Consider the following 24,042-nt stretch of genomic DNA (forward strand, 5'->3'; position numbering starts at 1 on the left):
GAGTAAAAAATGAAATTTAAAAGGATTATATCTACGGTTCTATGTAGTGCTCTTGCTTTTAGTTCTGCCCAGGCCATCGCTGGTAAGCTAGAAGAAATTCAACAACGTGGATTCATAAAAATAGGCGTATCGCTTGGAGGTGAACCAATTGGTTTCCGTGACCAAAAAAACCAACCTGTTGGTTACGATGTCGATCTAGCGTATCGTTTAGCCGATAAACTCGGCGTAGAGGCACGCTTTACCGATGTCCACGGTGACGCTCGTGTATCTATGTTATTTTCGGACCAATTAGACGCAGTTATTGGTAATTTATCCGCAACCTTAGAACGGGCTAAAGCCATAGATTTTACCATTCCATATAATCGTGCAGGTCTTCGTGTCATTACTCAAAAAAACCTGAATATCGATAATTTGCAAGACTTAGATGGTAAAAAAGTTGTCGTAGGTAGAGGGTCAACTGGTGAATCATTCTTAAAGCGAGCAGTACCGGGTGCAGATTTAGTTTATACCGATACTTTTGCACCTGACGGTGTGTTACTTCTGCGTCAAGGTCGTGTAGATGCCGGTATCGAAGACAGTTCTTTAGTTGATTACTTGGCAACTCAGAATGATAAATTAGTCACACTTGAAGGTTTATATTCAAACGATCCCATCGCTATTGGCGTACGCAAAGGCGATCCAGAATTTCTACGCTGGATGGATATGTTCGTATCAGACTACATAAACTCTGGCGATTACCAACAGTCCTACCACAAATGGTGGGGAGCAGAAGCAAATGCTCCAAAACTGGATGGTATTTGGTAAACACACCTAATTATACCTGGCTTCTTCAAACTTCCCTCCTAAATTGGAGGAGTCGGGTATCCCTCAACAATTTTTTGGTCAATTTACCTATGAATAAAATATCTATAGAGGTCTGTGTTGATAATATAGAGTCTCTTGACAATGCAATAAAAGCTGGCGCTGACAGAATTGAGCTTTGTAGCGCCTTATTATTAGGTGGACTGACACCTACTTATGGCCTTACCTCCATTGCAGTAAATTCTCATACACCAATTTATGCTATGATCCGCCCTCGAAGTGGTGACTTTCTTTACTCGAACAGAGAAATAGATATGATGTGTGATGAGATACAGTTTTTTAAAGAGATAGGTATCAATGGCATAGTCATAGGAGCGCTGACTTCAGATGCTCAAATTGACACGCGCGCGGTAACAAAATTCGTAAATACCGCAGATAATATGGGCGTCACTTTCCATCGTGCATTCGACTTAGTTCAAGATCCATTTAAATCGTTAGAAACTCTTATTGATTTAGGCTGTGAAAGAGTACTAACGTCCGGTGGTGCAGATACAGCGGTAAACGGAATAGAGTGCATAAAAGCACTAGTCCAGCAATCTGCTCACAGAATTACCGTAATGCCTGGATGTGGAATAAACAATGACAATGCGATGCTCATAATTAACGACACCGACGCCACTGAATTGCATTTATCGGGTAAGAAATCCAAGACCAGTAAAATGGTCTCTTTTTCAAATGCCAGCATGGGTACAAACTCTATTAACGATAATTTTATTGACGTTACCGACTTCCAATTAATAAAAAAGATAGTGACACAATTCAATGAGAGATAAAGCATCAATACCAACATTAGATGATGTAGCCAAACTGGCTAACGTTTCTAAAGCTGTTGCTTCTCGCGCCCTTTCAGGAAAAAATAGACCCATTGCGGCAGAAAAAAAGATTCGAGTTCTCAAAGCGGCAGAAGAGTTGGGTTATGTCGCCAACCCATTTGCTCAAAGCTTGAGAGACAAATCAACAGGCTTGGTTGCTATCGTAGTAAACCACATTGCAGACATAAGTGACCTTGCTCTTTTCGATCCACTTATTCAAGCTATTCAAGCATTAGAAAAACAAGCGTTATTTATCCGGCTCCGTTCAGAAGAAGATATCACGGAAATCAAGCGAAACCCATTCGTGCATAGAGTAGATGCTGCTTTAATTTTTTCTGATTTGATTCAGCCAGAAGAGGCTCCCACTCTATTTTATACCGATAAAGTCATCATGCTTAATGGCAGAAAAATTGAATCCGGTTTTTCTGTCACAGTAAATGAAGCCTTGGGCATAGAAGAAGCCATTCTTAATGCCAATCAACGTTCTATTTCACAAGCGCTACTATTATGTGGCCGACAAACATCATCGACAGAACAAGAACGAATAAAAAGTTACCAGCAGGCAATGAAGACTCATCATATCGATATTGTGGAATTAGCATACTGCGACTACTCATATGAATTAGCGACTCAATATTTAGAATCTCAACCGCAGCAAGATAGAGATAATTTAGGTATTTTTTGCACATCGGATGCCATGGCCATGGCTGCGGTTGATTTTTTTCGCAATAACTCACCCGATATCGTTAACAAGAAATTTATCTACGGATTTGATAATACCCAATTCTCCCAAAGAGGAAGCTATCGTTTTTCGTCCATTGGATACTGTAATGATTCTTTTATTAAAAAAATAACCAGTTTATTACGTAAAAATACATTCAAAAATAAGCAATCGAGACATTTAACTGTTGATACAACATTTTATTGCCGAGATTAAAGCTACCTTAATGCAAAATGAAAGACATATTAGCCCACAATTAGCTTCTCCAAACCAAATGCACACTAGCGGCCAAAAATTACGGCTCTTTCGACAGCAACTCATTCAAATATTACATCAAGAAGTTATAGATGAGGTATCCCCTAGGTTATACTGATTGAGTTGGAGCTTTAGAGATTCAGACATTTTTGTTAATGTTACTATTTCCTCTTCCAATGCTTCAACATTCGCCATCGTTTTATAAGAATGACTACTTATTGAAGTGACGTTTTGATTCATCTCTTCTGCTACACTAGATTGTTGCTCTGCGGCTGTGGCTATCTGCATATTCATGTCATTGACATCAACAACTGAATTGGCGATATCAGTAAACGCATTTTCAGTTTGTTGTATCTGCTCTACAGAAAAGTTTACCTTTTCTAGCCCCGCCTCTACCGCCTCAACAGCCTGACTACTTCCACGTTGCAGTCGGTCAATCATCGTTGATATTTCTACGGTAGACTGCTGCGTTCTAGAGGACAATACTCTTACTTCATCGGCAACTACCGCAAATCCTCTACCATGCTCTCCTGCTCTTGCCGCTTCAATCGCAGCATTGAGTGCTAATAGATTCGTTTGCTCTGATATGCCGCTAATAGAATCAGTAATATCTCTAATTTGTTGACACTCGCTTGCTAATTCGTTTATCGACTCAGAAATAAGTAATAAGCTTTCCGAAAGATTTAGAATCGTGTCTTTAGTAGATAAAACGACTACTTTTCCATTGTCAGTTGCTGTATTGGCATGTGCTGCAAGCTCTGAGGTCCGTGATGTATTTTGAGCAATTTCAGAAACGGTTGCACTCATTTCATCCATCGCTGTTGCCACTAACTCAGTTTCAACATGCTGCACATTCATACTTTCTTTTGTGGTGGTACTAGTTGCACTAAGCACATCCGTTGCTTGGAGCAAATCTTGAGATGACTCACCGAATCGACCAATAACCGCTTTAAGCCTGCCCTGAAGCATTTTCGCCGACACCAACGCTTCACCAATTTCATCTTGCTGACTAATGTCGACTCTTTCAGTCAGATCTCCAGATGAAATACGTTTAATAATCGCCGTTAACTGATTGACGCGCTTAATAACATCCGCGTTTATTACGTATAGTAAAATACCAAATAAACATAGTATCCATAGATTAGAGGCTATGTGGACAAAATCAGAACTCAAAAGCTGACCATTGTGCCATTCCATCAAAACTATCGAGATAAAAACCAAGCTCACAATAGTATTGACCTTTGATGACAAGGTTAACGTCGATAAGAAGTTAGGTTTTGGCATTCTTTTTTGAGGATTTGCATTCAAACTAGAATATAAAGATTGAGCATCAGTTATCTGTTTACGAGATGGGCAACTTCTAATAGATTGATAGCCTATTTTTTTGCCATTTTCAAATATTGGTGTTACATACGCCTCAACCCAGTAATAGCCACCATCTTTACATCGATTTTTTACCATCCCCTTCCACGGTTTGTCTGCCTTAACCGTCGACCATAAATTTTCGAATGCGGCTTTAGGCATATCACGATGCCGAACAATATTGTGGTGGGAACCTATAAGTTCATCTTCACTGTACCCGCTAATCTCAATAAAATCGCGGTTGCAATATTGGATAACACCATCCAAATTCGTTACAGAGATGAGTGTGGCATTCTCGCCAAATGTTCTTTCTTTATCTGTCATGATATCCATACCTACTACATATATGATAATTCGTATTCATTGTCAGCCGTTAATATTGATACCATTAAACCTGAAATGTCATGTTAATTGCCTTTATCAATCCCTTTATCGGCAAAAAAAGTAATAACTTTACAATCTCTCCTCTTATTCCACTTTAACTTTTTGCCAGACTCGACATCAAATCTGACTAGTGAACTACTCGCAGGTAAAGCAGCGAGCTTCCAAGATAACAGCCTAAGCCGCTAACTTTTCTTTTTTGACGCTTCGTTGGACACCGCTAGTCGAGCTTTTGGCTCGGCTAGTCTTACGATTGCCTCCACGTCCACTATCTGACTTCGTTCGTAGAACTCCATCGTCAGACAACACCGTTCCAGTGTCTAATATTAGATTAATTGCCCGTTTTTTAATGACCAGTGATGCGTTGTTATCTGCATTGTCAGTGTTTCCACAGTTACCGCACTCAAATAGTTCTTGTGATTCTCGGTTGTCGGGGTGAGTGGGACCGCACTTGGCGCACTCCTGACTGGTGTAGGCTGGATTTATTTTGAATACGGCTTTACCTGCTTGGTAAGCCTTGTATTTCGTGTAGGTTTCTATGATGTGCCAACCAACATTTAAGATGGACTTGTTTAGCCCTGCCTTTTGCTTGGCTTTGTTTGACACATATCGACCTTGTTCGTCCTGCTTTGCCTTTGGTTTGCGCGTCATGCTTGAGGTTCTTAGAGCCTCGAACACAATAACCTTAGCTTGACTATCGACTAATGAACGACTTGTTTTATGCGCAAAATCATTACGTATGTTCGCCTTTTTAGCATGATGCGTAGCAATACGGTGCTTAGTCTTGTTCCTGCGATTTGAGCCTTTTACCTGACGCGCCAACTTACGCTGTAGTCGCTTAATATAGCGATCAGCTTTGCTCATCTTCTTTTTCTGATTGTCACAGAAGTCGAACGTCATTGAGCCAGCATGAGCAGGGATGGCAACACCACGGTCTACACCGATAACGCTTTCTTCCAGATACTCTTTTGTTGAACCTTGCAGGAACGCTAAATGCTCAGAATTGCTAGACAACCCATCTTCACTATTACCATTCTCATAACAGAAAGACACATAATATTGACCACGCTCTTTACGCACATAAAGCGAGTTCGGGATCTCGAACTTACTATGAGCTTTAAAAGATAAGTAACCAATATTGTTAGTCTTCGTGCCGATAAATAGGCGTGAATTGCCATCTTCGCAACGGTCGAAGCGGAACACCTCGCGAGTAAGGTAGATGCTACCGCGATCAGTTTTAGGCTTGCGCTTAGGTCGTCCACACGCGCCTTTCATGAACTTTTGGTAAGTCTGATACCAGTTAACAGCACTGTTGCGGATTATCTGGCTAGGACACTGATAGAGCCAAGGTGATAGCTCTTTAGATTTGAATTGCGATGCTTTCTGATCAATAGGGGTATAAGTACCAATTGGATAATACTTACGCGCAAAAGTACGGTAATACCTTTCTTCATCGACTTTGGCATTCCAAATACTACGCGCACAGCCCATCCACTGACTTAGTACCAGTTTTTGATTGGATGTAGGGTTAGCTCGTAGCTTGATGCCAGTTAGCATGGTAGTTCCGTTGGTTGTCATTTGCAGTGAATGTTATTACACTGATTGCCAACCTGTCAATCTAGTCTATTGTTAATATGTACGAATGGAGAACAGGCAGAAACTGCCTTTTTAAAAATAATGCACATCTAGTCTTTTTTACTAAGTATCGTAAAGGTGTTTTCACTAAAGAGATGCTGGATAGAACCAAGGCGATAATGGAAGAAACATGCAAGCAGATGGATTGCGAATTATTGGAGTTCGGTGGTGAGCATGATCACGTTCACTTGATGGTGTCTATTCACCCAAAGGTAGCTGTATCGAACTTGGTTGGTAAGCTGAAAGGAAAATCGTCATACATGCTAAGGCGCGAGTATTGGGAGCGCATAAAGGCAATGCTTTGGGGCAATCACTTTTGGTCGCCTAGCTATTGTGTCGTGTCATGTGGTGGTGCGAGTTTGGATGTGGTTAAGCAGTACATCGAAAACCAAAGTACACCACCAAGTGAAAGGGCTATTAAGACATCACGCGCTTTAAGTCACAAAAAAGACTAGTTACCTCTTGCTTGACTCGCCCTTAAAAGGGCGAGATTGCGAAAGCTTTATGTTCAATAAAGACACGTAACCTTACTGGTGACAGAATTAAAGCCGAGCTCTGAGGGCTCGTCCTTATTCAAACCGACTTAAACGTAATATAAAAACCGTTGTTACAACGGATACGATGACTGAATTAACCGCTATTATCGCGCTAGTGATACGTATAAGTAAATAAAAAAGCCGTCATTGTGGTAAATGACGGCTTATATTCAATGTTGTAAGCGGTTTTTATGCGTTTTGCATTTCGCTTTCTGTCGCTTTCTGATCCAAGACTCGACTAGTAATGGTGCCTGCTGTCATCGCACCAGACACATTCAACGCCGTTCTTGCCATATCAATTAACGGCTCAATTGAAATCAATAACGCGACAATAGTAATAGGCAAGCCCATTGAAGGTAAAACAATTAAGGCCGCAAATGTTGCCCCACCACCAACACCAGCTATACCAAATGAACTAATGGTGATCATGGCGATTAATGACACGATAAAATGTAAATCAGTTGGGTCAATCCCCACACTTGGAGCCACCATGACAGCCAACATAGCAGGATAAATCCCTGCACATCCGTTTTGCCCAATAGTTGCACCAAAAGAAGCCGACAAGTTTGCAATAGCAGGCGACACGTTCAATTTAGTGATTTGCGCTTCCACATTTAGCGGAATGGTCGCAGCCGAGCTTCGAGAAGTAAATGCAAAGGTAAGGACAGGCCAAATTTTCTTAAAGTACTCTTTCGGGCTCACACCAACTAAAGAAACAAGCAACCCATGGACAACAAACATCAATAATATCGCCACATAAGAAGCCACGATAAAACCTAATAAATTCAGGATATCTGACGCATTGGATGTAGCCACCACTTTGGTCATTAACGCCGCAATCCCGTATGGTGTCAGCGCCATTATCATTTTAACAAGACGCATCACAATCGATTGAATCGCGTTAACGCTACGACGAATCACGTCTTCGTATTCTACTTTTTCAGCCATAACTTTACGCGCAGCGATGCCAACTAAAACACCAAAAATAACAACCGCGATAATAGAAGTTGAACGCGCGCCCGTTAGGTCTGCAAATGGGTTAGTCGGAATAAAGCTAATCAGCATTTGTGGAATGGTCAAATCACTCACAGCCTCAGAGCGAGTCTCTAAAATTGAAATTCGCGCCGTTTCGCGAGCACCTTCGGTAAGCCCTTCAGCAGACAGTCCAAAACCCTGTGCAACCAAAATACCAATTAATGCAGCAATCGCAGTGGTGAATAATAGGATTGAAATAGTTAAACCGGAAATTTTACCCAGTGAGCCGCCCTTTTCAAGCTTCACTACTGCCGAGATCATAGACACTAAAACAAGTGGCATGATCACCATTTTCAACAATCCGACATAACCGTTACCCACTACTTTAACCCAATCAAGTATAAAGTTGATGGCAGGGTTACCTTCACCGAATATAAGTTGGATAGCGAGACCAAATAAGCTGCCCAATATCAAACCAAAGAAAACCAGTCGTGATAACGAGTGCGCTTTTTGTTGTTGGCTAAATAGGAAGAATAAAATACCAACAAAAACCGCTAAGGCTGCCAATATTGAAACCGACATAGTGAGTTCCTTACAAAAAATAAATGTGTGAATACCTAAACAAGGCTTGGGGGCGGAAACATAACGCTTTATGACAGAAGGGAAAAGAACATTTATTTATTAAATAGAACAAAATGGCATTAAAAACAGAGTTATAGCCAATAATTAAGCAAGAACACTGGAATATATAGTTATAGAACTAACAATTATCGCTATATTCATTTGCTTAACTAAACTGATTTCGACACGCTGACGCTATCAAACATAAAAAAACCGTTCGAACGAATGTATAACTCTACTCACAATCGACGAGTGTTGGGAAACTTTGAAAGCATTATTGAATCCTATCGCACTGAATGTAGCAATAAATTCACCCTTCATTTCCCGTTTATGCAAAATCAAATAATATGAAATTATATTTAGTAAAAATAGTTATCGATAAATTAAATCCCCTGCACTAATTTTTATTTATTGATTTAAATAAATTGTTATTTAAATGTTTTGAATTGAATATGAATACAGGCTAACTCCATTCATACCTACTCACATTATCCATATTCTTTGTTTTTTTGGTCATATACATAAGGTATTTAACATTTTTTTTACCTGACTTTAGTATGTTCATAATGTGAGTATCGTTCGTACATATTCCACACAACGATGTGTACCACCTCTTAAAAAAGAAGAAGTTAAGAGTAACAACAAAAATAACCTTCCCTATTTCCATTTTCACTTAAAGCTTATTTTTTTATTTAATATGAAACATTGTTAAGTGAAATCAAATGGATTAACATCACGAAAACTAAAATAACATTAAATCAACAACATGGATGGTTATGGACACAGATATAAACAAATACATCGAAATGAGGAAAGCGCTTCATCGCAATCCTGAACTGAAATATGAGGAGTTCAACACAAGTAAATTAGTCGCTGAACATTTAACTAACCTAGGCTACCAAGTTACCACTGGAATAGGAAAAACTGGTGTAAAAGCGGTACTCAATACCAACAGGCCGGGACCAACGATTGCCTTTCGTGCCGATTTAGACGCGCTCCCAATTGAAGAATTGAATGACTTTGAGCATAAATCTCAAAATGAAGGAAAAATGCACGCTTGTGGCCATGATGGGCACACAGCGAGCTTACTTTGTGCAGCAGAATCATTAATGAAGGCCAAAGACTCATATTGCGGCACCATTGTGATTATTATGCAGCCTGCCGAAGAAGGCGGAGCCGGTGCCAAAGCAATGATCGATGATGGCGTGCTTGAAAATCCTAGAGTCGATAAAATATTTGGCTACCACAATAGACCCGGCTTTAAACAGGGGCTTGTGTTTGTCAAATCAGGTCCGGCGATGGGAGGCAATACCAGCCTGACCGTCAATATTACTGGCAAAGGTGGGCATGCTGCCATGCCTCATTTATCACATGATCCTATTGTTGCCGGTTCAAGCTTTGTCACTCAAGTTCAAACCGTCATATCTAGAAAGCTGTCTCCGCTCAACTCCGCTGCGGTAACGGTTTCAGAGTTCCATGCAGGACAAGGACATAATGTTATTAGCTCACACGCACAACTGAGCTTAAGCGTACGTTCGGATCATAAAGAAACCGATGAGCTATTGGTTCATGAAATTGAGAAGACTTTGAAGTGTGTGTGTGAACAATTCAATTGTCAGTACGAGTTGATCAATTTGCTATCCATTCCCGCACTCGTCAATCATCGCCAAGAAACCACCGATGTGATGCATGCATGTAAAGATAGCTTCGATAGCGATAACTTATTGGAAATTGACTATATGCCCACAATGGGCGCAGAAGATTTCAGCTTCTACTTACTGGAAAGGCCGGGGTGTTATTTCTTTATTGGTAATGGCGAAGATTCCGCTTACTTACATAACCCGCATTACGATTTCAACGACAACAACATCGCAGTAGCACGACAAGTGTATATGGATATAGCACAATTTTATTTAGGGAGAGATAATTAATGGAAAAGACAGAAAAACTACCGTCGCAACCGGACACAATCAAAGATAACCGCTTTTTAGCCTGGGTAGAGACGACAGGGAATAAATTACCGCATCCGTTTTTACTGTTTGTATATCTTGCCATTTTTGTCATGGTCATTTCGGCCATATTGAACTATTTTGGCGTCAACACTTATAACCCTAAGACCGCAGAAACTTATCCAATTAAATCATTGCTTTCTGGTGATGGGGTTGCTTATATGTTCACGAATTTCGTGAAAAACTTTGTCAACTTTCCACCACTTGGTACCATTATTACCGTAATGCTAGGGATTGGCTTAGCTGAGCGAGTGGGTTTATTATCCACTTTGTTAACCCAGACCGTTGCCAAAGCACCGCATCACTTATTAACGTTTTGCGTATTTATCGCAGGTATTTGTGGTTCTATCGCGTCAGATGCCAACTACCTAATTCTTATCCCACTGGTCGCTATGGTCTTTCATAGCGTTGGCCGCAACCCATTAGCCGGTGCCGCCGCCGCATATGCAGCCGCTGGAGCGGGCTTTGATGCCAGCTTATTTATCACCGTCGGTGATGCCTTATTTGCCGGAATAGCAACCGATGCGGCTCGAATCGTCGATCCTGATGCCTACGTCAGTGCGGTAGATAACTACTATTTTGTCGCCGCTTCAGTATTTGTCCTAGCCACGGTTGGTACGCTTATCATAGATAAAGTAGTCGAACCACGTCTGAACAAAATACACCCAATATCCAGCATGCAAAAAGAACAGCCAACCGCTGATGTCGATATGACCTCAGATGAAAAGTTAGGCTTAAAACGCGTGGCTTGGTTTACGCTGGGTTACATTGCATTTGTATTAGCGCTAGTGTTACCTGAATCTTCCGCGCTAAGAAATGCCGATGGCGGATTAATTCCTTCACCGTTTCTAAAAAGCCTGGTTCCATTCATGTTTTTTTACTTTTTAGGAATAGGGGTAATTTACGGCAAAGCAGTCGGAAAAATTAAGCAAGTAGAAGATATACCAGCGTTGATGGCGGAATCAGTCAAAGCGCTCGCAACCACACTGGTACTATTTTTAGCTATCGCTCAATTTATTGCTTATTTTAAATGGACAGGCATTGGTAACTTAGTTGCTTTTGAAGGTGCTCACTTTTTACAGTCGGTAGGATTTGATGGCTATGCATTAATTATTAGCTTCATCTTGATTACTTGTATCTGTAATGTCTTTATGACCAGTGGCAGTGCACAATTTGCTCTGTTTGCACCAATCTTCATCCCAATGCTAATGCAATTGAATATTGACCCAGCATTCACACTCGCCATGTTCCGTATTGGAGACAGTTCTACCAACATTATCTCTCCAATGTCGCCGTACTTCAGTGTCGCACTGGTATACATGCAAAGCTATAAACCAGAATTACGCATCGGCACCTTAATGGCAACCATGCTACCTCTTGCGATTGGTTTCCTTGTCTTCTGGACCGCGTTCTTACTATTGTGGACAGGTCTTGGTCTAGATGTTGGTCCTGGCGTATCGATGTACATTAACTAAGTAAAAGTTTCATCATATTGAATGAGGGCATAGAGAGTATCTTGCCCTTTTTTTGTAAGCGACTTACCACTCTTCAACACTTGGTAATTTTGTAGCAGTATTCATCGCATTTCTCTCTGTTTCAAATTTAGACATTTGATCAAATATTGATACCAAGAATAGTTATACGTAATAACTCTAAATCGATGTATAGAATCACAGCTCACAAATACTCCATATTGCTAACGCCCAATTAGTTTTCGTACCAAAGTGACACACAAATTGCTTATTGCACACTTTAAGACCATAATACTCATGTGACATTTTGACACAACAGGAGATAACATTATGGCGACTAGCTTGCCTCGCATCACGGCTAGAGTTGATGTTGATACACAAGATTTACTTACTAAGGCTGCCGCAATCGCTGGCATGTCTAGTATTAACTCATTTGTTTTAAGTGCAGCAATCGAAAAAGCTAAACAAGTCATCGAACGCGAACAAGCTTTAAAACTGAGCCAAGCTGATGCTATGTTACTAATGGACGCTTTAGACCGTCCTGCAACACAGAACTCAAAACTAAAAGCGGCTTCTGAACGATACGAGAGCAAAACTCGATGATGAATACGGTACTTCTAGATAAAGCTAAGCATGATAGAAACCGATTCAACTGTAGCATCGAAGCTCTCAATAATTATTTGAAAGTAATGGCGAGCCAGCAAGCAAAGAAAGACAACACCAGAACGTTTGTTTTAGAAGATGATAACGACAACTCACATATCATCGGCTTTTACACACTAACAATGACGCCAATTGACTTTAAGGCATTGCCCGATAAGTTACAAAAAAAGCACCAATCATCCACTTCTGGTGGTCTGATTGCCCGTATTGCTGTCGATAGCCGATACAAAGGAAAAGGCTTTGGTGAGTGGCTGCTTATAGACGCCCTCAGAAAACTATTAGCGGCTAGTGATAGCGTTGCATTTCCAGTTGTTATCGTTGATGCCAAAGACGGTGCAAAACATTTCTATGAACGTTATGGTTTTCAAGCATTTCAAGACGCTGAAAACAAACTCTTTATCACCATTGCTAATGTGAGAGCAAGCTTAGGCTAGTTAACGGTACTCTCTACGATTGAACGAACAGCAAATCTCATAGCATCAAATCAATAAATCACGGACTTTTGCAGACAGGAATTCAGAGATTACCACTGTACCCAAAATAACGATGATGATCAGCGTCACTTTAGGCCAGGCTAGAACATTAAGTGATGATGATAAAAATAACCCAATCCCCCCAGCGCCAACTAGCCCTAATATTGTCGATTCACGGATATTAATATCCCATCTGAAAATCGCAATACTCAGAAACGCAGGTAATATCTGTGGAATAATTGCATAATCAATGGCTTGCAAGCGTGAAGCGCCTGTAGATTCAATCGCTTCAAGACTGGTACTGTTTATCTCTTCAATGCTCTCGTATAGCAGTTTAGCGATAAATCCAATAGAGCGAAGTCCAATGGCGATGATACCGGCCAAAATACCCGGCCCCAAAATTGCGACTAAAAGTAACGCCCAAATCAATGAGTTGATTGAACGTGAAGCGGCAATAATAAACAACGCTATCGGACGAATAAACACCGTTGAAGGTGTCGTATTTCTTGCGGCCAAAAAAGCAACCGGAAAAGCCAGCACAACCCCCAATAACGTACCAAGTGTCGCGATATTGAGTGTATCCCACAGTGCCTTATATAGCTTATTGACGTACATCCAATCCGGTGGGAACATACGGCTAATCAGATCAGCTGCCTGCTCAGGAGCATCATAAACAAAGATCCACATTGTCTCTTCGTTCATAATGATCCAGCAGTAAACCGTTAATAATACAATAACGAACCAACCCCCCCAGACAATCCATGCCTGACGGTTTATTCTGCTTTTCCATAATTTATTTTGTTCTAGCTGACCCATTTTCTAATCCATCCAGAAAGGTACTCACAGGCCATCACTATGAGAATAATTAAAATCAGTATCGCCCCTGCTGAGTCGTACTCATAGCGATCAATTGCGGTATTCAAAGTGGCACCAATACCACCTGCACCAACGATGCCAATGACCGCTGACTCGCGGAAATTGATATCAAATCGATAAAACGACAGACCAATCATACGTGGCGTCACCTGCGGCCAGATGGCGATATGAAAGCGCTGCAACCAGGTTGCCCCCGTTGAGCTAACCGCTTCGAGCTGTTTGCGATCAATCCCTTCAATTTCTTCTGCCAATAACTTACCTAAAAAGCCTATCGTGGCATAAGTAAGGGTTAAGAAGCCCGCAAAAGCGCCGAAGCCAAACAAAGCCACAAGGAAAATTGCGACGATAAGTTCCTGCATTGAACGAGATATCGCAATAAAACTGCGGCAGAACAGATAAATAGGTCTTGGTGATATATTGCGCGCCGCCCCCAAACCAAAAGGTAGAGAAAGCAATATGCCGGCAACAGTAGAGGTTACCGTCATAGTCAAGCTTTCATATATGCCGGCATAGATATCTTTTGCCCTACTGGTAAAATCGGGCTGCAAAAAGCCTTCAAGGAAACGCATGCCTCTTTCCAGTCCTTCGTAGGCACGCAACCAGTTCACTTCTACGCTGCCTACTCCTATCACTAGATAGAGAAAAAACAGTACCCAAAGCGCCATTCTCCAGCGTCGGTCCGGAACAAGAAAGTGAGGTCTTTGCCAGGTTCGCATCAAGCCGCCTCCTCGCAATCCTGATCTTCATCAGGTTTTACCGCATGCCAATCTTCATCGCCATAAATACGAGTCAGTACCTCTTCGGTCAGTTCACTCGGTTTGCCATCAAAGACGAGTTCGCCACCCTGAAGTCCGATAATGCGATCCACAAACTGCACGGCTAGCGGAACATCGTGGATATTAATGATGGCAGGCAATCCATTTTCACGACAGATTGACTGAATAAGACGCATGATCTGTCTTGACGTCTTAGGATCCAGACTTGCTGTGGGCTCATCGACTAACAATAAGTTCGGAGTCTGAGCCAGAGCTCGGGCAATGCCGACACGCTGACGCTGACCACCCGACAGTTCATCCGCTCGTTTATTTGCGTGGTCAATCAGACCCACCCGTTCGAGATATTCAAAGGCATTATTAATATCTTGTTGAGGGTAACGTCGTAAAAAGCTTCGCCAAAAAGGTAAATAACCGAGTCGACCAGATAACACGTTCTCCATGACACTGAGTCTTTCTATCAACGCGTATTCCTGAAAAATCATCCCAATATGTCGGCGCTGTTGCCTAATTTGATTGGTGGAGAGTTTACTCAAACAGGTGTCTTCAAGAAAAATTTTCCCTTCAGAGGGATCAATCAAGCGATTAATACAACGGATAAGTGTAGATTTACCTGCCCCGCTAGGGCCGATAAGTCCAACAATCTCACCTTTTGGCACCTCAAAACTGATGTCTTTTAGTACCCAAGGGCCGGTTTTATAACGCTTTTTTAGATGTTCTATTTTTAGCAAAATAAAGCCTATTTACAGGTATATGCAACACCATTTGCTGCGTCGATCTTCCTAATAACATTCCAATGTTCTTTAAAGGTAATGGGCAAGAACTGGCCTTCGCTTTTGAATTCTTCTTGCAGTTTGCTGCCTTCCCAATTGTAAGAGAAAAAGGCTTCTTTGATTTTTTCCTGAAGTTCAGGCTTTAGGTTGTACGCAATACCGTAACTTGTTGTCGGGAAAGTCTGAGACTTATAGATAGATTTGATCTGTTCTTTCTTCACCACATCACGTGCGATCATGCGATTCAATACCGAGTTAGCCACTGCCGCTGCTGGGTAATCTTTGTTCGCAACACCAAGCACTGAGTTATCATGCTTACCAGAGAATGCTGGCTCAAAATCGCGCTCAGGAAGAAGGTCAAAGTCTGCTTTCAAAATAGCAGACGGTGCTTTAAAACCAGAGTTTGAAGTTTGAGAAGTGAATGCTAACTTCTTACCTTTTATGTCTTTTGGTGAATGAATACCAGAACCAGGGTAAGTGATGATTTCCATTTCATAGCCAAATGAACCATCTTTTGCTGCCATCATAGTAAATGGACGATAACCGGCACAAGCAACCGCAAGAGGATTCGAACCGGTGTTAAAACCAGCAATATGCAAACGGCCTGCACGCATTGCTTCAATCTGAGCGGCATTTGATTGAACTGGGAAAAACTTCACTTTTTTACCGGTAATATTTTCCATATGCTCAAGGAAATTGGACCACACATCTACGTATACTGATGGGTCTTCAACCGGTGTATAAGCAAAGATAAGTGTGCTTGGGTCAAGCAGTTTAGACTTATCGGTTGGAATATCTGCCACCAAATCGTTGTCATTATCAACATAACGACTATCCAGAGAGAACTCTGCATGAACGGTGTTCGCGGCTAGCAATGACGCAAAAGCAAATGCGTAAAGAGGTTTCATTTTGTATCGCCCTTAATAAGTAGCTGAGTCTTCGCAAATTTATATATTGATCTGCGCATGTAACGTTTGATACGAAGACTACAACCAGCGCATTACCATTTTGCTACATAAATATGAATTAAGTCCCTGTAATACAATGTTCATATACCTAAAACTATCCAGAAACTGGATAGTTATAAATGCTCATATGGAAACACTCCCATATAATTTTAACTTGACAATGTTATACCGAGACAAATCCTATGCTAAGTGGCGCTCTCACTCTGTTATTACTCTCTATCATTTGTACTTAATACCTTTCCAATGCAAAAAATTTACATTTTGAAACAAAATAATTGACAAATTTACAATTGATCGTAGAATTTCGTACAATTGTTATTGTTAATCATTATCATTCTCATGAAGAGGTATTTATGCACTTCCAAAAGACAGTTTTCGCATTATTCGCATCGGTAAGCTTGGCAGGAGCAGTTCAAGCAGCGCCTAATGTTGATTCTGAACGACAAGAATACAAAACGTTTGCGGTTGATAAAATCGACGCGCTTGTGGCTCAAACTCAACAATTTGTTGATTTACTTAACGAAGGCAACTTACAAGAAGCTAAAAAGCTATACCCTATCGTTCGTATGAACTTTGAAACTGCGGAACCAATTGCAGAAAGCTTTGGTGATTTAGATCCTCGTATTGATGCGCGTAAAGCGGATTTAGAACCAAACGAAGAATGGACAGGCTTCCACCCAATTGAAGAAATCCTTTGGGTGAACAATACAACCGACGGCACAGAAAAATACACCGCTCAGCTAATGTCTGATGTGAAAGAACTGCGCGCGAAAGTATCTACAGTAGAAGTCACACCAGAATTGATGGTTCAAGGTGCGGTGGATTTGTTGAACGAAGTCTCTACAAGCAAAATCTCTGGTGAAGAAGAAATATTCTCCCACACTGACCTTTATGACTTCCAAGGCAATATCGACGGCGCGGAGAAAATCTTCGATATCTTTAAGCCGAAGTTGACTCAAATCGATGCTGACCTAGTGAAAACACTGGATACACGTTTTGCAGAAGTAAACCAACTACTTGCTGATCAAAAAGTGGGCGACGAATTCAAATACTATACAGAGTTAACTGAATCTGAAATCGCAGGTCTTGCAGAAGCCGTTAACAAATTAGGCGAACCTTTAGCTCAAATGGGTATCATTCTGGAGTAAACAATGACAAGTGAACGACAAAATAAGACGTCTGTTGAACCATCCAGTTTATCGCGTCGTCGCTTGCTAAAAGGAGCGGCTATTGGCGGCTCTTCCCTTCTTTTGGGGAAAGCAATTGCGGCACAAACCAATCAAAACATCGCACAAGAAACCGCGCAATCCGATGTCCCTTCCTATGCCGAAGGGCATGTGCCATTTTATGGTAAGCATCAGGCTGGTATTGTGACACCAGCTCAGCGTCATATTTATTTCATGGTGTTAAAGCTTGATAACCCTGACAAACAAGCCGTCATACAATTGTTTAAAGAGTGGACAAGGCAATCCGCTTTGCTAACACAAGGTAAAAACATTGCACCTTACAGCAAAAACAAGTTTGTGCCGCCAGCAGATACAGGCGAAGCCGACAGCCTGCACCCATACAATCTCACGCTAACTTTTGGAATTACGCCTTCTTTTATACAAAAGGTCGGACTACAAGATAAATCACCAGCTGAATTTGTTCCTCTACCACACTTTCCACGTGATCAACTGAAAGAGCAGTACACGGGCGGCGATATCTGTATTCAATCTTGCGCCGACGATCCACAAGTGGCGTTTCACGCCATAAGACAATTAGTTCGTTATGCGCGAACATCCATGGTTTCCATGCTGTGGGCACAAAACGGGTTTAATTCTTACGATAAAAAAAGCCACACGCCGCGTAACCTGTTCGCCTTTAAAGATGGTACTGCCAACGCCCTCACCTTGAAAGACGCCGATAAGCACATTTGGACTGATGGTCCAGATTGGATGGATGGTGGCAGCTATATGGTGGTTCGTCGTATTCAAATGCACATAGAAACGTGGGATCGCACCAGCTACAACGAACAAGAGAACACCTTTGGACGTGATAAAGTTCACGGTGCACCTATGGGACAAAAAAACGAGTTCGAAATGATTGACCCGACATTAAAAGACGAAAAAGGTCAACCTGTGATGCCAACGGATTCCCATGTCCACCTAGCACACAGAACAGGGCTTCAACTATTACGCCGTTCGTTCTCTTATGCCGGCGGAATCAACACACTGACCAGCCAGTATGACACTGGTTTGTTATTTATTTCATTTCAAAAATCACCGCAGCAGTTCATTGCGATACAAAACGCCTTTGGCAATATCGATAAAATGAATGAATACATCACGCACGTGGGTAGTGGTCTTTTTGCTTGTTTCAGAGGCGTAAAAGAAGGAGAGTACATTGGACAATCTTTACTTGAAGGCTAGTCTTATTCGCCTTTCTAAGCAGTTTATTGTTTACGCAATGCTGCTATGTAACATGGTTGCCGTATCATTGGCTACAAGCACATCCGTGTTTGCAGCCGATAAAGTGAATTTCTCACCTGCTTATATTGCGCTATCAGACGCCATTGGAGCCAGCAAAAGTGGCGACATTGATGCTGCCAAGCAAAACATTGCTGAGGTTGGCGCCTATCTTAATCGCCTAGCCATAGCAGATACCGCCAATAAGAAAAATGTCTTTACCGCCATAAGCATCGCAGAGCAAACCCCATCAGTTGAAAATTTAACTGCGCTCTCTTCCTCTTTGATCCAGCTTGAGAATTACGTCAACCCAGTTGATTACGCTTCGATGCGCAAACAATTTATTAAACGCGTAATGCCCACATACGACGCAATGGCTAAAGCCATTGAAGAGCAGGATATAGCACAATTGCAAAGCACATTCCGCACTTTTAATAGCGCTTGGGCAAAACGTGAGCGCGTCGTTCATGAGACCAGTATGGGGCATTACGGTCGCATAGAAACCTCATTAGCCTTATTAAATGTTGCAAAAGCGCGCACCACGCTATCATGGGATGAAATTAAGCAACAAAGCAACAATCTAGGTGACACACTGAGAAGCTTTAACAATGGTGAAACCATTGCCACAAGCAATAGTGATATGGGGCTTGAGGAAGGTATCGCTCTGCTAAACACAGCGTTAAGCGATTATCAGCAGCAACATTATGATACAGGGAATGGACACATACTGACCTTTATTAAAAACTGGCCAGTGTTTGAAAGCGACGTAAGCACTCGTGCACCAAGTTTGTACACCAAAGTTGAAAACCAACTGCCACTCATTATTGCAGCAAACGGCAACAGCAAAAGCCAAGCAACTTTAGAGAAGCTCATTACTGATCTTTCCGCGTTAAACCCTACGGCGAACTATACCGCAATGGACGCAGCACTGATCTTATTAAGAGAAGGTTTAGAAGCACTATTAATCGTGATTGCTCTATTTTCATCCATGCAAGCCGCACAACAAAAACGCGGACAACGTTGGGTGGTTGGTGGTGCGACAGCTGGACTGGTCACTAGCTTAGCTTTCGCATGGGCATTCGTGCATTTCTTACCCACCAATATCGCAGGAACCACACGCGAGACATTAGAAGGTGTGGTGGGGTTAATCGCCGTTGTAATGATGCTGTTTGTGGGATTATGGCTACACGGAAAATCGTCGGCACAATCGTGGAAACGTTTTTTACAAAAACACACCACGAACGCACTAACAGCGGGAAGCTTCTTTTCTCTCGCCGCTTTAAGCTTCCTTGCTGTGTTTAGAGAAGGCGCGGAGACCATTCTATTTTATGCGGGTATTTTACCTAAAATAGAGTTTAGCCAGTTCATACTTGGCATTGTCATTGCCATTGGAGTGCTTGCTGTCGTCACAATAACCATCTTAAAAACATCAGTCAAACTGCCTACTCCAGTCATCTTTAAGATCTTCACTTGGTTGGTCTACTTCTTGGCATTCAAGATGTTAGGCGTAAGTATTCATGCGCTACAGTTGACAAGCAGCATCAATATCCATGTGCTTAACTATCTGCCAACGATTAACTTTATCGGGTTCTACCCTACTATTGAAACCGTGATTGCACATTTAGTTTATGTGCTTATCATCCTTGCATCAATTTATTGGCAACATAAGAAAATACCGCAGCCCGCATAGCGACAGTAAAAGAAAAACTCTCAACAAAAGGGTGATGTATGAACGTGCAACACCCTTTATTTAACCATCGACAAACCATCAATGAAAACTGCGATAACTTGCTATGACAAGCCAAACAATCATCTGCCACTCATAACTCTGCTGGGTGTGACAAGGTAGTACAAAGGATTGTCCTGCTTAATATGCGGTACCATTGGTTATTATTATCTTTTCTTCTATCATCACTAAAAATAAACTCAAGGCTGGCATCTGAAAGTCCGTTAGGGCTTTATCACTGCGCTCATTGATCTCCTTGTGAAGCAACCAATCAAAAATAAACGGTTTAAATTCAAGGGAGTTCACGAACGCAAGTCTCGCTATGCTGAATATGAAAGTGCGATCACATGGCTTCACAAGTGTCGGCTTGCTTTAAAAAACCATCCTATTGAAGGACAGCCTCGTTCTCCTTTAGCTGCTTATCAGAAGGAAAATACGGTTAAACTATTTCTCTTTGATGTAGGGCTATTGAACCAAGCTTCTCTTGGGGAGATGCAAGAGCGGAGATAGAGTTCGTCATCGCTGATGACCTAGGTCGTATCGTACCTGTAGAAGTCAAAAGCGGTAAGCGAACCCGTGCGAAATCATTGCAATCCTACATCGAGAAGTGCAAGCCCCACAAGACAATCAAACTTACAGGTACTCAAGGCTCTCCAGCAACAGAGAAAAAGCACATAGTGATGCCGCTTTACTACACAGAATACTTACTTGATCATTTGAATGATCTAGACAAAAATTAGGCTAGTGACAAAAGAAACAGAAAGCCCCAGCGGGGCTTTCAAAAACAATCTAGTATTGAAGCCTAAACTAACCACCATAAGCGAGTATTAGCTGTTTAAAAACCACGTTGTAAATTGTATTTGGGCAAAAGTTTTCACGTCAGTTCTGATTCAACGAAGACGCTACATGCTGATTATTTGATTTATCATATACTTTGCACTGCCACATAATGCGTTTCCTTTTCCCCACCTTCATCATTTAGGTCAAATGCTCATGTATGTAAAATCGCCATTTAACTTACGAATGCGGCTTGAATTACATAGCTGCTGAGAGCATTATAGACTGAAAGAAAATACGGATTTTCTGTCAAAAAACCTTATACAACAAGGAAATAAATAGCATGAAATTAGTTTTACCTTCATCAGAGTTTAAATCAGAATTCTTGGCCTTCTACAAAGACTTTGCCGACAAAGATACTGAAAATTCAGACTATTACAGAGATGGTGCAACTAACTTTACGACTTATATTCAGCGTTTAACTGATGAATCAAATGGCGTGAACTTACGAGATAATTATGTTCCATGTGATCACTTTTGGCTAATAAACAATCAGAGAAGCATTCTGGGTGTTATTAGAATTCGTCACAATATTGGTAACGAGTTTCTATCAGTGGAAGCGGGACACATTGGATATGATATTGCCCCTTCATCTCGTGGTCGTGGGTATGGCAAAGTCATGCTTAAACTTGCGTTATCCAAAGCAAGAGCACTTGGTATCAATGAAGCTTTGATTACTGCTGACGAAGACAACTATGCATCGCGTAAAGTTATCGAAGCTAATGGTGGTAAGCTTGAAAATATCGTTGTGGGAAAAGTTTTTACTAATCCACTGGCAAGATACTGGGTGCGATGTGAGTAGCGGTATATTTATACAAATGCATTATTGAGTTTACTCTCTTATCAAAATACACTTATTTACAGAATTCCAAGCACTTGGTGATCATAACTTGCGTAAAATGCAGAAGCACTATCTATTGACATCCTTTTCTAGCTAATTCGGTAGGAAACTCCTATTATATGAGCGTACACTAAATAGTGTTAACTGATTGTATTCACTTATTTATTTGTTTTGCAAACACGCGTTGAGCAGGCAAGATTATTATTGACACGATCATCATTGCCGTCGTTAACATGCCAAAAAATGAACGACTAGACCAGCCTGACTCGATAAAAAACCCAAAAAACCACGGGGCGGCTGCGGTCGAAAATATCATTAAGGAGGTCATTATAGAGCGAATTGCCCCTATATGTTCTACACCATATACTTCAGCCCAAAGTGCATTAATAATAGGATTTGAAGCCCCTATCCCTGTACCAAATAACGTCATAAACAAAATTGCAGACCAACTTTGATCCAAAGAAGTTAATGTCATCAATCCAGCAATAAGTGGTAACATGAAGTAGTTCAATAAACGATTTGCACCGTATCTATCAACCAATGCACCTGCAACCATTGAACCTATCCAGTGCATAACACCATAAGCAACGAAGCTATTTGCTAATAACGACGGTGACCACATTTTTTCTGTTAATAAGAAATTTTGTTGAATAAAAACACCTGTAACAACAAATGGCGCCGCTAACGTTGAAGGTAATATTGCCCAAAAACGCCAATCGGCCAATACCTCTCTACGTCCTTGTTTTATTTTACCTTTTCCTATGATACGGACTTTCTTAGTTAATGCCTTAACTTGATCGGTTTTAGCCAACAAATAATATGCAACAGGCAAATATAGAAATAGAACCAAAGCTGACAATGTATACCAGCTGGATCGCCAACCTACGCTTCCAATAAGTAACACAATCATAGTAGGTAATATAACTTCACCCATCGCAACTCCGCTTCCCGCAATACTGATGGCTTTACCACGTTGACTTGAATAACAACGTATCATTGTTGTCTGAGCGGTGTGTGGTAACAGACCTTGTCCTGTTAATCTCAATGCATAAAAGGCAAAAAACAACATAAAAGGTGATGTAACATTCGCCATTAACAAACAAGCTACCGCTAAAATAATGGTAACAAGTGTGGTAAAGGCACGAACGGGCCAACTATCGACCATACCGCCAACAACCATAATAGTTACGCTGCTACAAAGTGTGGCAACAGCGTAAATCAAACCATAATCGATAGCTGAAATGACCAGCTCTCTTTGGATATCAGCACCGTACCAACTAAGGAAAAAAGATTGACCAAAATTACCAACAAAAATAGTAATAAAACCAAATGCCAACATCGGCCATTGCTGACGAATAAAAGAAAGATAACTGTTCATAGTTCGCTTTTAATAGATAACCAGTAATTATTTTTTAAGTAAGCTGCATTAAGCGAAATAAGTAATAAGATAGCAAGATATTTTTTCGAGGCGACAAGTAGCTTGAAAACCGCCGATCTTTGCATGCATATACTTATATCTAGTTAAGCCTCAACACACTACTTGTAATGGCTCACTGAATTTAGCCATATAGTTAGAAATGTTGTTAGATGCCAGTACGGTCAATCATTCTCTACCAAATCAAGACTATCAAATTTGGTAAGATAGAACGTCGAATTAAACCCAATTTCAACTATTTAAGGCTACAGATATGCTGAAGATTGGCAACTATAAGAAGATTCAGAGTAAAAACTAACTAGCAGAATTATTGCTATAACAAACTTGTGGACAAAATGTGTTAGATCAAAAACTCTAACTCACTTAACTGATATTAGAAAAAGTATCTTGAAACCTCAAAGCTGAGAGGTTGATACGGCGACGTTGAACAATGAGTCGTAGATATCTAATCAGTCACGTTAGTATGGGTGAAGCCTGAAAGTGATAGACTTAGAAAGCATATGAATAATAATCAACAAAAGTCTGGTGAGTGTGTTACCTTAGTTTCTATCCCTACCGCTTAGTCGGGACTTCTTTTCTTTTCCGAACTC

At 41.1% G+C, this 24,042-nt stretch carries 20 protein-coding genes and 1 pseudogene; 13 read left to right on the top strand and 8 right to left on the bottom strand.

Translation table 11 applies throughout. The features are described from left to right. Positions 1 to 9 precede the first annotated feature (9 nt). From ACLKML_RS03360 to ACLKML_RS03370, 3 genes are all read left to right on the top strand, one after another. The gene (locus tag ACLKML_RS03360) at positions 10 to 804 is read left to right on the top strand and encodes a transporter substrate-binding domain-containing protein (RefSeq protein ID WP_413283656.1); all 795 of its coding nucleotides are present in this window, start codon (positions 10 to 12) and stop codon (positions 802 to 804) included. Between the two features lie 89 nt (positions 805 to 893). Then, positions 894 to 1,634, top strand: a complete 741-nt coding sequence (locus ACLKML_RS03365; protein ID WP_413283657.1) for a copper homeostasis protein CutC — start codon at positions 894 to 896, stop codon at positions 1,632 to 1,634. Next, positions 1,624 to 2,610 (top strand): LacI family DNA-binding transcriptional regulator, encoded by a 987-nt coding sequence (locus tag ACLKML_RS03370; RefSeq protein WP_413283658.1) that lies wholly within the window; start codon positions 1,624 to 1,626, stop codon positions 2,608 to 2,610. Before ACLKML_RS03365 ends, ACLKML_RS03370 begins: the two co-directional genes overlap by 11 nt. 117 nt (positions 2,611 to 2,727) lie before the next feature. On the opposite strand, the gene ACLKML_RS03375 is transcribed toward ACLKML_RS03370, so the two are convergent. Further along, positions 2,728 to 4,335 (bottom strand): methyl-accepting chemotaxis protein, encoded by a 1,608-nt coding sequence (locus ACLKML_RS03375; RefSeq protein WP_413283659.1) that lies wholly within the window; start codon positions 4,333 to 4,335, stop codon positions 2,728 to 2,730. Between the two features lie 234 nt (positions 4,336 to 4,569). Beyond that, the gene (locus tag ACLKML_RS03380; protein WP_413283660.1) at positions 4,570 to 5,949 is read right to left on the bottom strand and encodes an RNA-guided endonuclease InsQ/TnpB family protein; all 1,380 of its coding nucleotides are present in this window, start codon (positions 5,947 to 5,949) and stop codon (positions 4,570 to 4,572) included. Between the two features lie 77 nt (positions 5,950 to 6,026). Between ACLKML_RS03380 and tnpA the strand changes: the two genes are divergently transcribed. Then, positions 6,027 to 6,482: an IS200/IS605 family transposase gene (gene tnpA, locus ACLKML_RS03385; protein WP_413283661.1), complete on the top strand. Its 456-nt coding sequence runs from the start codon at positions 6,027 to 6,029 to the stop codon at positions 6,480 to 6,482. A 270-nt stretch (positions 6,483 to 6,752) separates the two neighbouring features. On the opposite strand, the gene ACLKML_RS03390 is transcribed toward tnpA, so the two are convergent. Next, positions 6,753 to 8,120, bottom strand: coding sequence for an L-cystine transporter (locus ACLKML_RS03390; protein ID WP_413283662.1), 1,368 nt, complete (start codon positions 8,118 to 8,120; stop codon positions 6,753 to 6,755). An 815-nt stretch (positions 8,121 to 8,935) separates the two neighbouring features. Here ACLKML_RS03390 and ACLKML_RS03395 point away from each other — a divergent pair. The 4 genes from ACLKML_RS03395 to ACLKML_RS03410 all read left to right on the top strand — a co-directional run bounded on the left by ACLKML_RS03395 (position 8,936) and on the right by ACLKML_RS03410 (position 12,737). Then, positions 8,936 to 10,090, top strand: a complete 1,155-nt coding sequence (locus ACLKML_RS03395) for a M20 metallopeptidase family protein (RefSeq protein ID WP_413283663.1) — start codon at positions 8,936 to 8,938, stop codon at positions 10,088 to 10,090. Further along, positions 10,090 to 11,643 (top strand): AbgT family transporter, encoded by a 1,554-nt coding sequence (locus tag ACLKML_RS03400; protein ID WP_413283664.1) that lies wholly within the window; start codon positions 10,090 to 10,092, stop codon positions 11,641 to 11,643. The genes ACLKML_RS03395 and ACLKML_RS03400 overlap by 1 nt, the downstream gene beginning before the upstream one ends. A 327-nt stretch (positions 11,644 to 11,970) precedes the next feature. Then, a complete protein-coding gene (locus ACLKML_RS03405) occupies positions 11,971 to 12,243 on the top strand; it encodes a DUF1778 domain-containing protein (RefSeq protein WP_413283665.1) in 273 nt (90 codons plus the stop codon). Beyond that, entirely contained in the window at positions 12,240 to 12,737 is a 498-nt protein-coding gene (locus ACLKML_RS03410; RefSeq protein ID WP_413283666.1) for a GNAT family N-acetyltransferase, read from the top strand. Before ACLKML_RS03405 ends, ACLKML_RS03410 begins: the two co-directional genes overlap by 4 nt. A 45-nt stretch (positions 12,738 to 12,782) precedes the next feature. Here ACLKML_RS03410 and phnE (ACLKML_RS03415) read toward each other — a convergent pair whose 3' ends face one another. Genes phnE (ACLKML_RS03415) through phnD form a run of 4 tightly spaced genes read right to left on the bottom strand, consistent with a single transcriptional unit; the run spans position 12,783 to position 16,106 of the window. Beyond that, positions 12,783 to 13,592, bottom strand: coding sequence for a phosphonate ABC transporter, permease protein PhnE (gene phnE, locus ACLKML_RS03415; protein ID WP_413283667.1), 810 nt, complete (start codon positions 13,590 to 13,592; stop codon positions 12,783 to 12,785). Further along, a complete protein-coding gene (gene phnE, locus ACLKML_RS03420; protein WP_413283721.1) occupies positions 13,580 to 14,317 on the bottom strand; it encodes a phosphonate ABC transporter, permease protein PhnE in 738 nt (245 codons plus the stop codon). Before phnE (ACLKML_RS03420) ends, phnE (ACLKML_RS03415) begins: the two co-directional genes overlap by 13 nt. 50 nt (positions 14,318 to 14,367) lie before the next feature. Then, the gene (gene phnC, locus ACLKML_RS03425; RefSeq protein WP_413283668.1) at positions 14,368 to 15,156 is read right to left on the bottom strand and encodes a phosphonate ABC transporter ATP-binding protein; all 789 of its coding nucleotides are present in this window, start codon (positions 15,154 to 15,156) and stop codon (positions 14,368 to 14,370) included. A gap of 8 nt (positions 15,157 to 15,164) precedes the next feature. Continuing rightward, positions 15,165 to 16,106 carry a phosphate/phosphite/phosphonate ABC transporter substrate-binding protein gene (gene phnD / locus ACLKML_RS03430; RefSeq protein ID WP_413283669.1) on the bottom strand — a complete coding sequence of 314 codons (942 nt, stop codon included), beginning with the start codon at positions 16,104 to 16,106 and terminating at the stop codon, positions 15,165 to 15,167. A gap of 413 nt (positions 16,107 to 16,519) precedes the next feature. Between phnD and efeO the strand changes: the two genes are divergently transcribed. The 5 genes and pseudogenes from efeO to ACLKML_RS03455 all read left to right on the top strand — a co-directional run bounded on the left by efeO (position 16,520) and on the right by ACLKML_RS03455 (position 21,978). Beyond that, entirely contained in the window at positions 16,520 to 17,314 is a 795-nt protein-coding gene (efeO, locus tag ACLKML_RS03435) for an iron uptake system protein EfeO (RefSeq protein ID WP_413283670.1), read from the top strand. Between the two features lie 3 nt (positions 17,315 to 17,317). Beyond that, positions 17,318 to 18,577 carry an iron uptake transporter deferrochelatase/peroxidase subunit gene (efeB, locus tag ACLKML_RS03440; RefSeq protein WP_413283671.1) on the top strand — a complete coding sequence of 420 codons (1,260 nt, stop codon included), beginning with the start codon at positions 17,318 to 17,320 and terminating at the stop codon, positions 18,575 to 18,577. Further along, the gene (locus ACLKML_RS03445; protein WP_413283672.1) at positions 18,552 to 20,303 is read left to right on the top strand and encodes an FTR1 family iron permease; all 1,752 of its coding nucleotides are present in this window, start codon (positions 18,552 to 18,554) and stop codon (positions 20,301 to 20,303) included. The genes efeB and ACLKML_RS03445 overlap by 26 nt, the downstream gene beginning before the upstream one ends. Before the next feature lie 315 nt (positions 20,304 to 20,618). Next, positions 20,619 to 21,079: pseudogene (locus ACLKML_RS03450) on the top strand (AAA family ATPase); the annotation flags it as partial. 380 nt (positions 21,080 to 21,459) lie between these two features. Further along, the gene (locus ACLKML_RS03455) at positions 21,460 to 21,978 is read left to right on the top strand and encodes a GNAT family N-acetyltransferase (protein WP_413283673.1); all 519 of its coding nucleotides are present in this window, start codon (positions 21,460 to 21,462) and stop codon (positions 21,976 to 21,978) included. A gap of 193 nt (positions 21,979 to 22,171) precedes the next feature. On the opposite strand, the gene ACLKML_RS03460 is transcribed toward ACLKML_RS03455, so the two are convergent. Next, positions 22,172 to 23,395, bottom strand: a complete 1,224-nt coding sequence (locus ACLKML_RS03460; protein WP_413283674.1) for an MFS transporter — start codon at positions 23,393 to 23,395, stop codon at positions 22,172 to 22,174. Positions 23,396 to 24,042 lie beyond the last annotated feature (647 nt).

Source organism: Vibrio sp. MA40-2 (assembly GCF_047302445.1).
Classification (GTDB): Bacteria; Pseudomonadota; Gammaproteobacteria; order Enterobacterales; family Vibrionaceae; genus Vibrio.

Bases quoted from the DNA above. Each gene is read 5' to 3' on its own strand.
- ACLKML_RS03360 (WP_413283656.1), top strand. From the start codon at position 10: ATGAAATTTAAAAGGATTATATCTACGGTTCTATGTAGTGCTCTTGCT.
- ACLKML_RS03365 (WP_413283657.1), top strand. From the start codon at position 894: ATGAATAAAATATCTATAGAGGTCTGTGTTGATAATATAGAGTCTCTT.
- ACLKML_RS03370 (WP_413283658.1), top strand. From the start codon at position 1,624: ATGAGAGATAAAGCATCAATACCAACATTAGATGATGTAGCCAAACTG.
- ACLKML_RS03375 (WP_413283659.1), bottom strand. From the start codon at position 4,335: ATGACAGATAAAGAAAGAACATTTGGCGAGAATGCCACACTCATCTCT.
- ACLKML_RS03380 (WP_413283660.1), bottom strand. From the start codon at position 5,949: ATGCTAACTGGCATCAAGCTACGAGCTAACCCTACATCCAATCAAAAA.
- tnpA (WP_413283661.1), top strand. From the start codon at position 6,027: ATGTACGAATGGAGAACAGGCAGAAACTGCCTTTTTAAAAATAATGCA.
- ACLKML_RS03390 (WP_413283662.1), bottom strand. From the start codon at position 8,120: ATGTCGGTTTCAATATTGGCAGCCTTAGCGGTTTTTGTTGGTATTTTA.
- ACLKML_RS03395 (WP_413283663.1), top strand. From the start codon at position 8,936: ATGGACACAGATATAAACAAATACATCGAAATGAGGAAAGCGCTTCAT.
- ACLKML_RS03400 (WP_413283664.1), top strand. From the start codon at position 10,090: ATGGAAAAGACAGAAAAACTACCGTCGCAACCGGACACAATCAAAGAT.
- ACLKML_RS03405 (WP_413283665.1), top strand. From the start codon at position 11,971: ATGGCGACTAGCTTGCCTCGCATCACGGCTAGAGTTGATGTTGATACA.
- ACLKML_RS03410 (WP_413283666.1), top strand. From the start codon at position 12,240: ATGATGAATACGGTACTTCTAGATAAAGCTAAGCATGATAGAAACCGA.
- phnE (WP_413283667.1), bottom strand. From the start codon at position 13,592: ATGGGTCAGCTAGAACAAAATAAATTATGGAAAAGCAGAATAAACCGT.
- phnE (WP_413283721.1), bottom strand. From the start codon at position 14,317: ATGGCGCTTTGGGTACTGTTTTTTCTCTATCTAGTGATAGGAGTAGGC.
- phnD (WP_413283669.1), bottom strand. From the start codon at position 16,106: ATGAAACCTCTTTACGCATTTGCTTTTGCGTCATTGCTAGCCGCGAAC.
- efeO (WP_413283670.1), top strand. From the start codon at position 16,520: ATGCACTTCCAAAAGACAGTTTTCGCATTATTCGCATCGGTAAGCTTG.
- efeB (WP_413283671.1), top strand. From the start codon at position 17,318: ATGACAAGTGAACGACAAAATAAGACGTCTGTTGAACCATCCAGTTTA.
- ACLKML_RS03455 (WP_413283673.1), top strand. From the start codon at position 21,460: ATGAAATTAGTTTTACCTTCATCAGAGTTTAAATCAGAATTCTTGGCC.
- ACLKML_RS03460 (WP_413283674.1), bottom strand. From the start codon at position 23,395: ATGAACAGTTATCTTTCTTTTATTCGTCAGCAATGGCCGATGTTGGCA.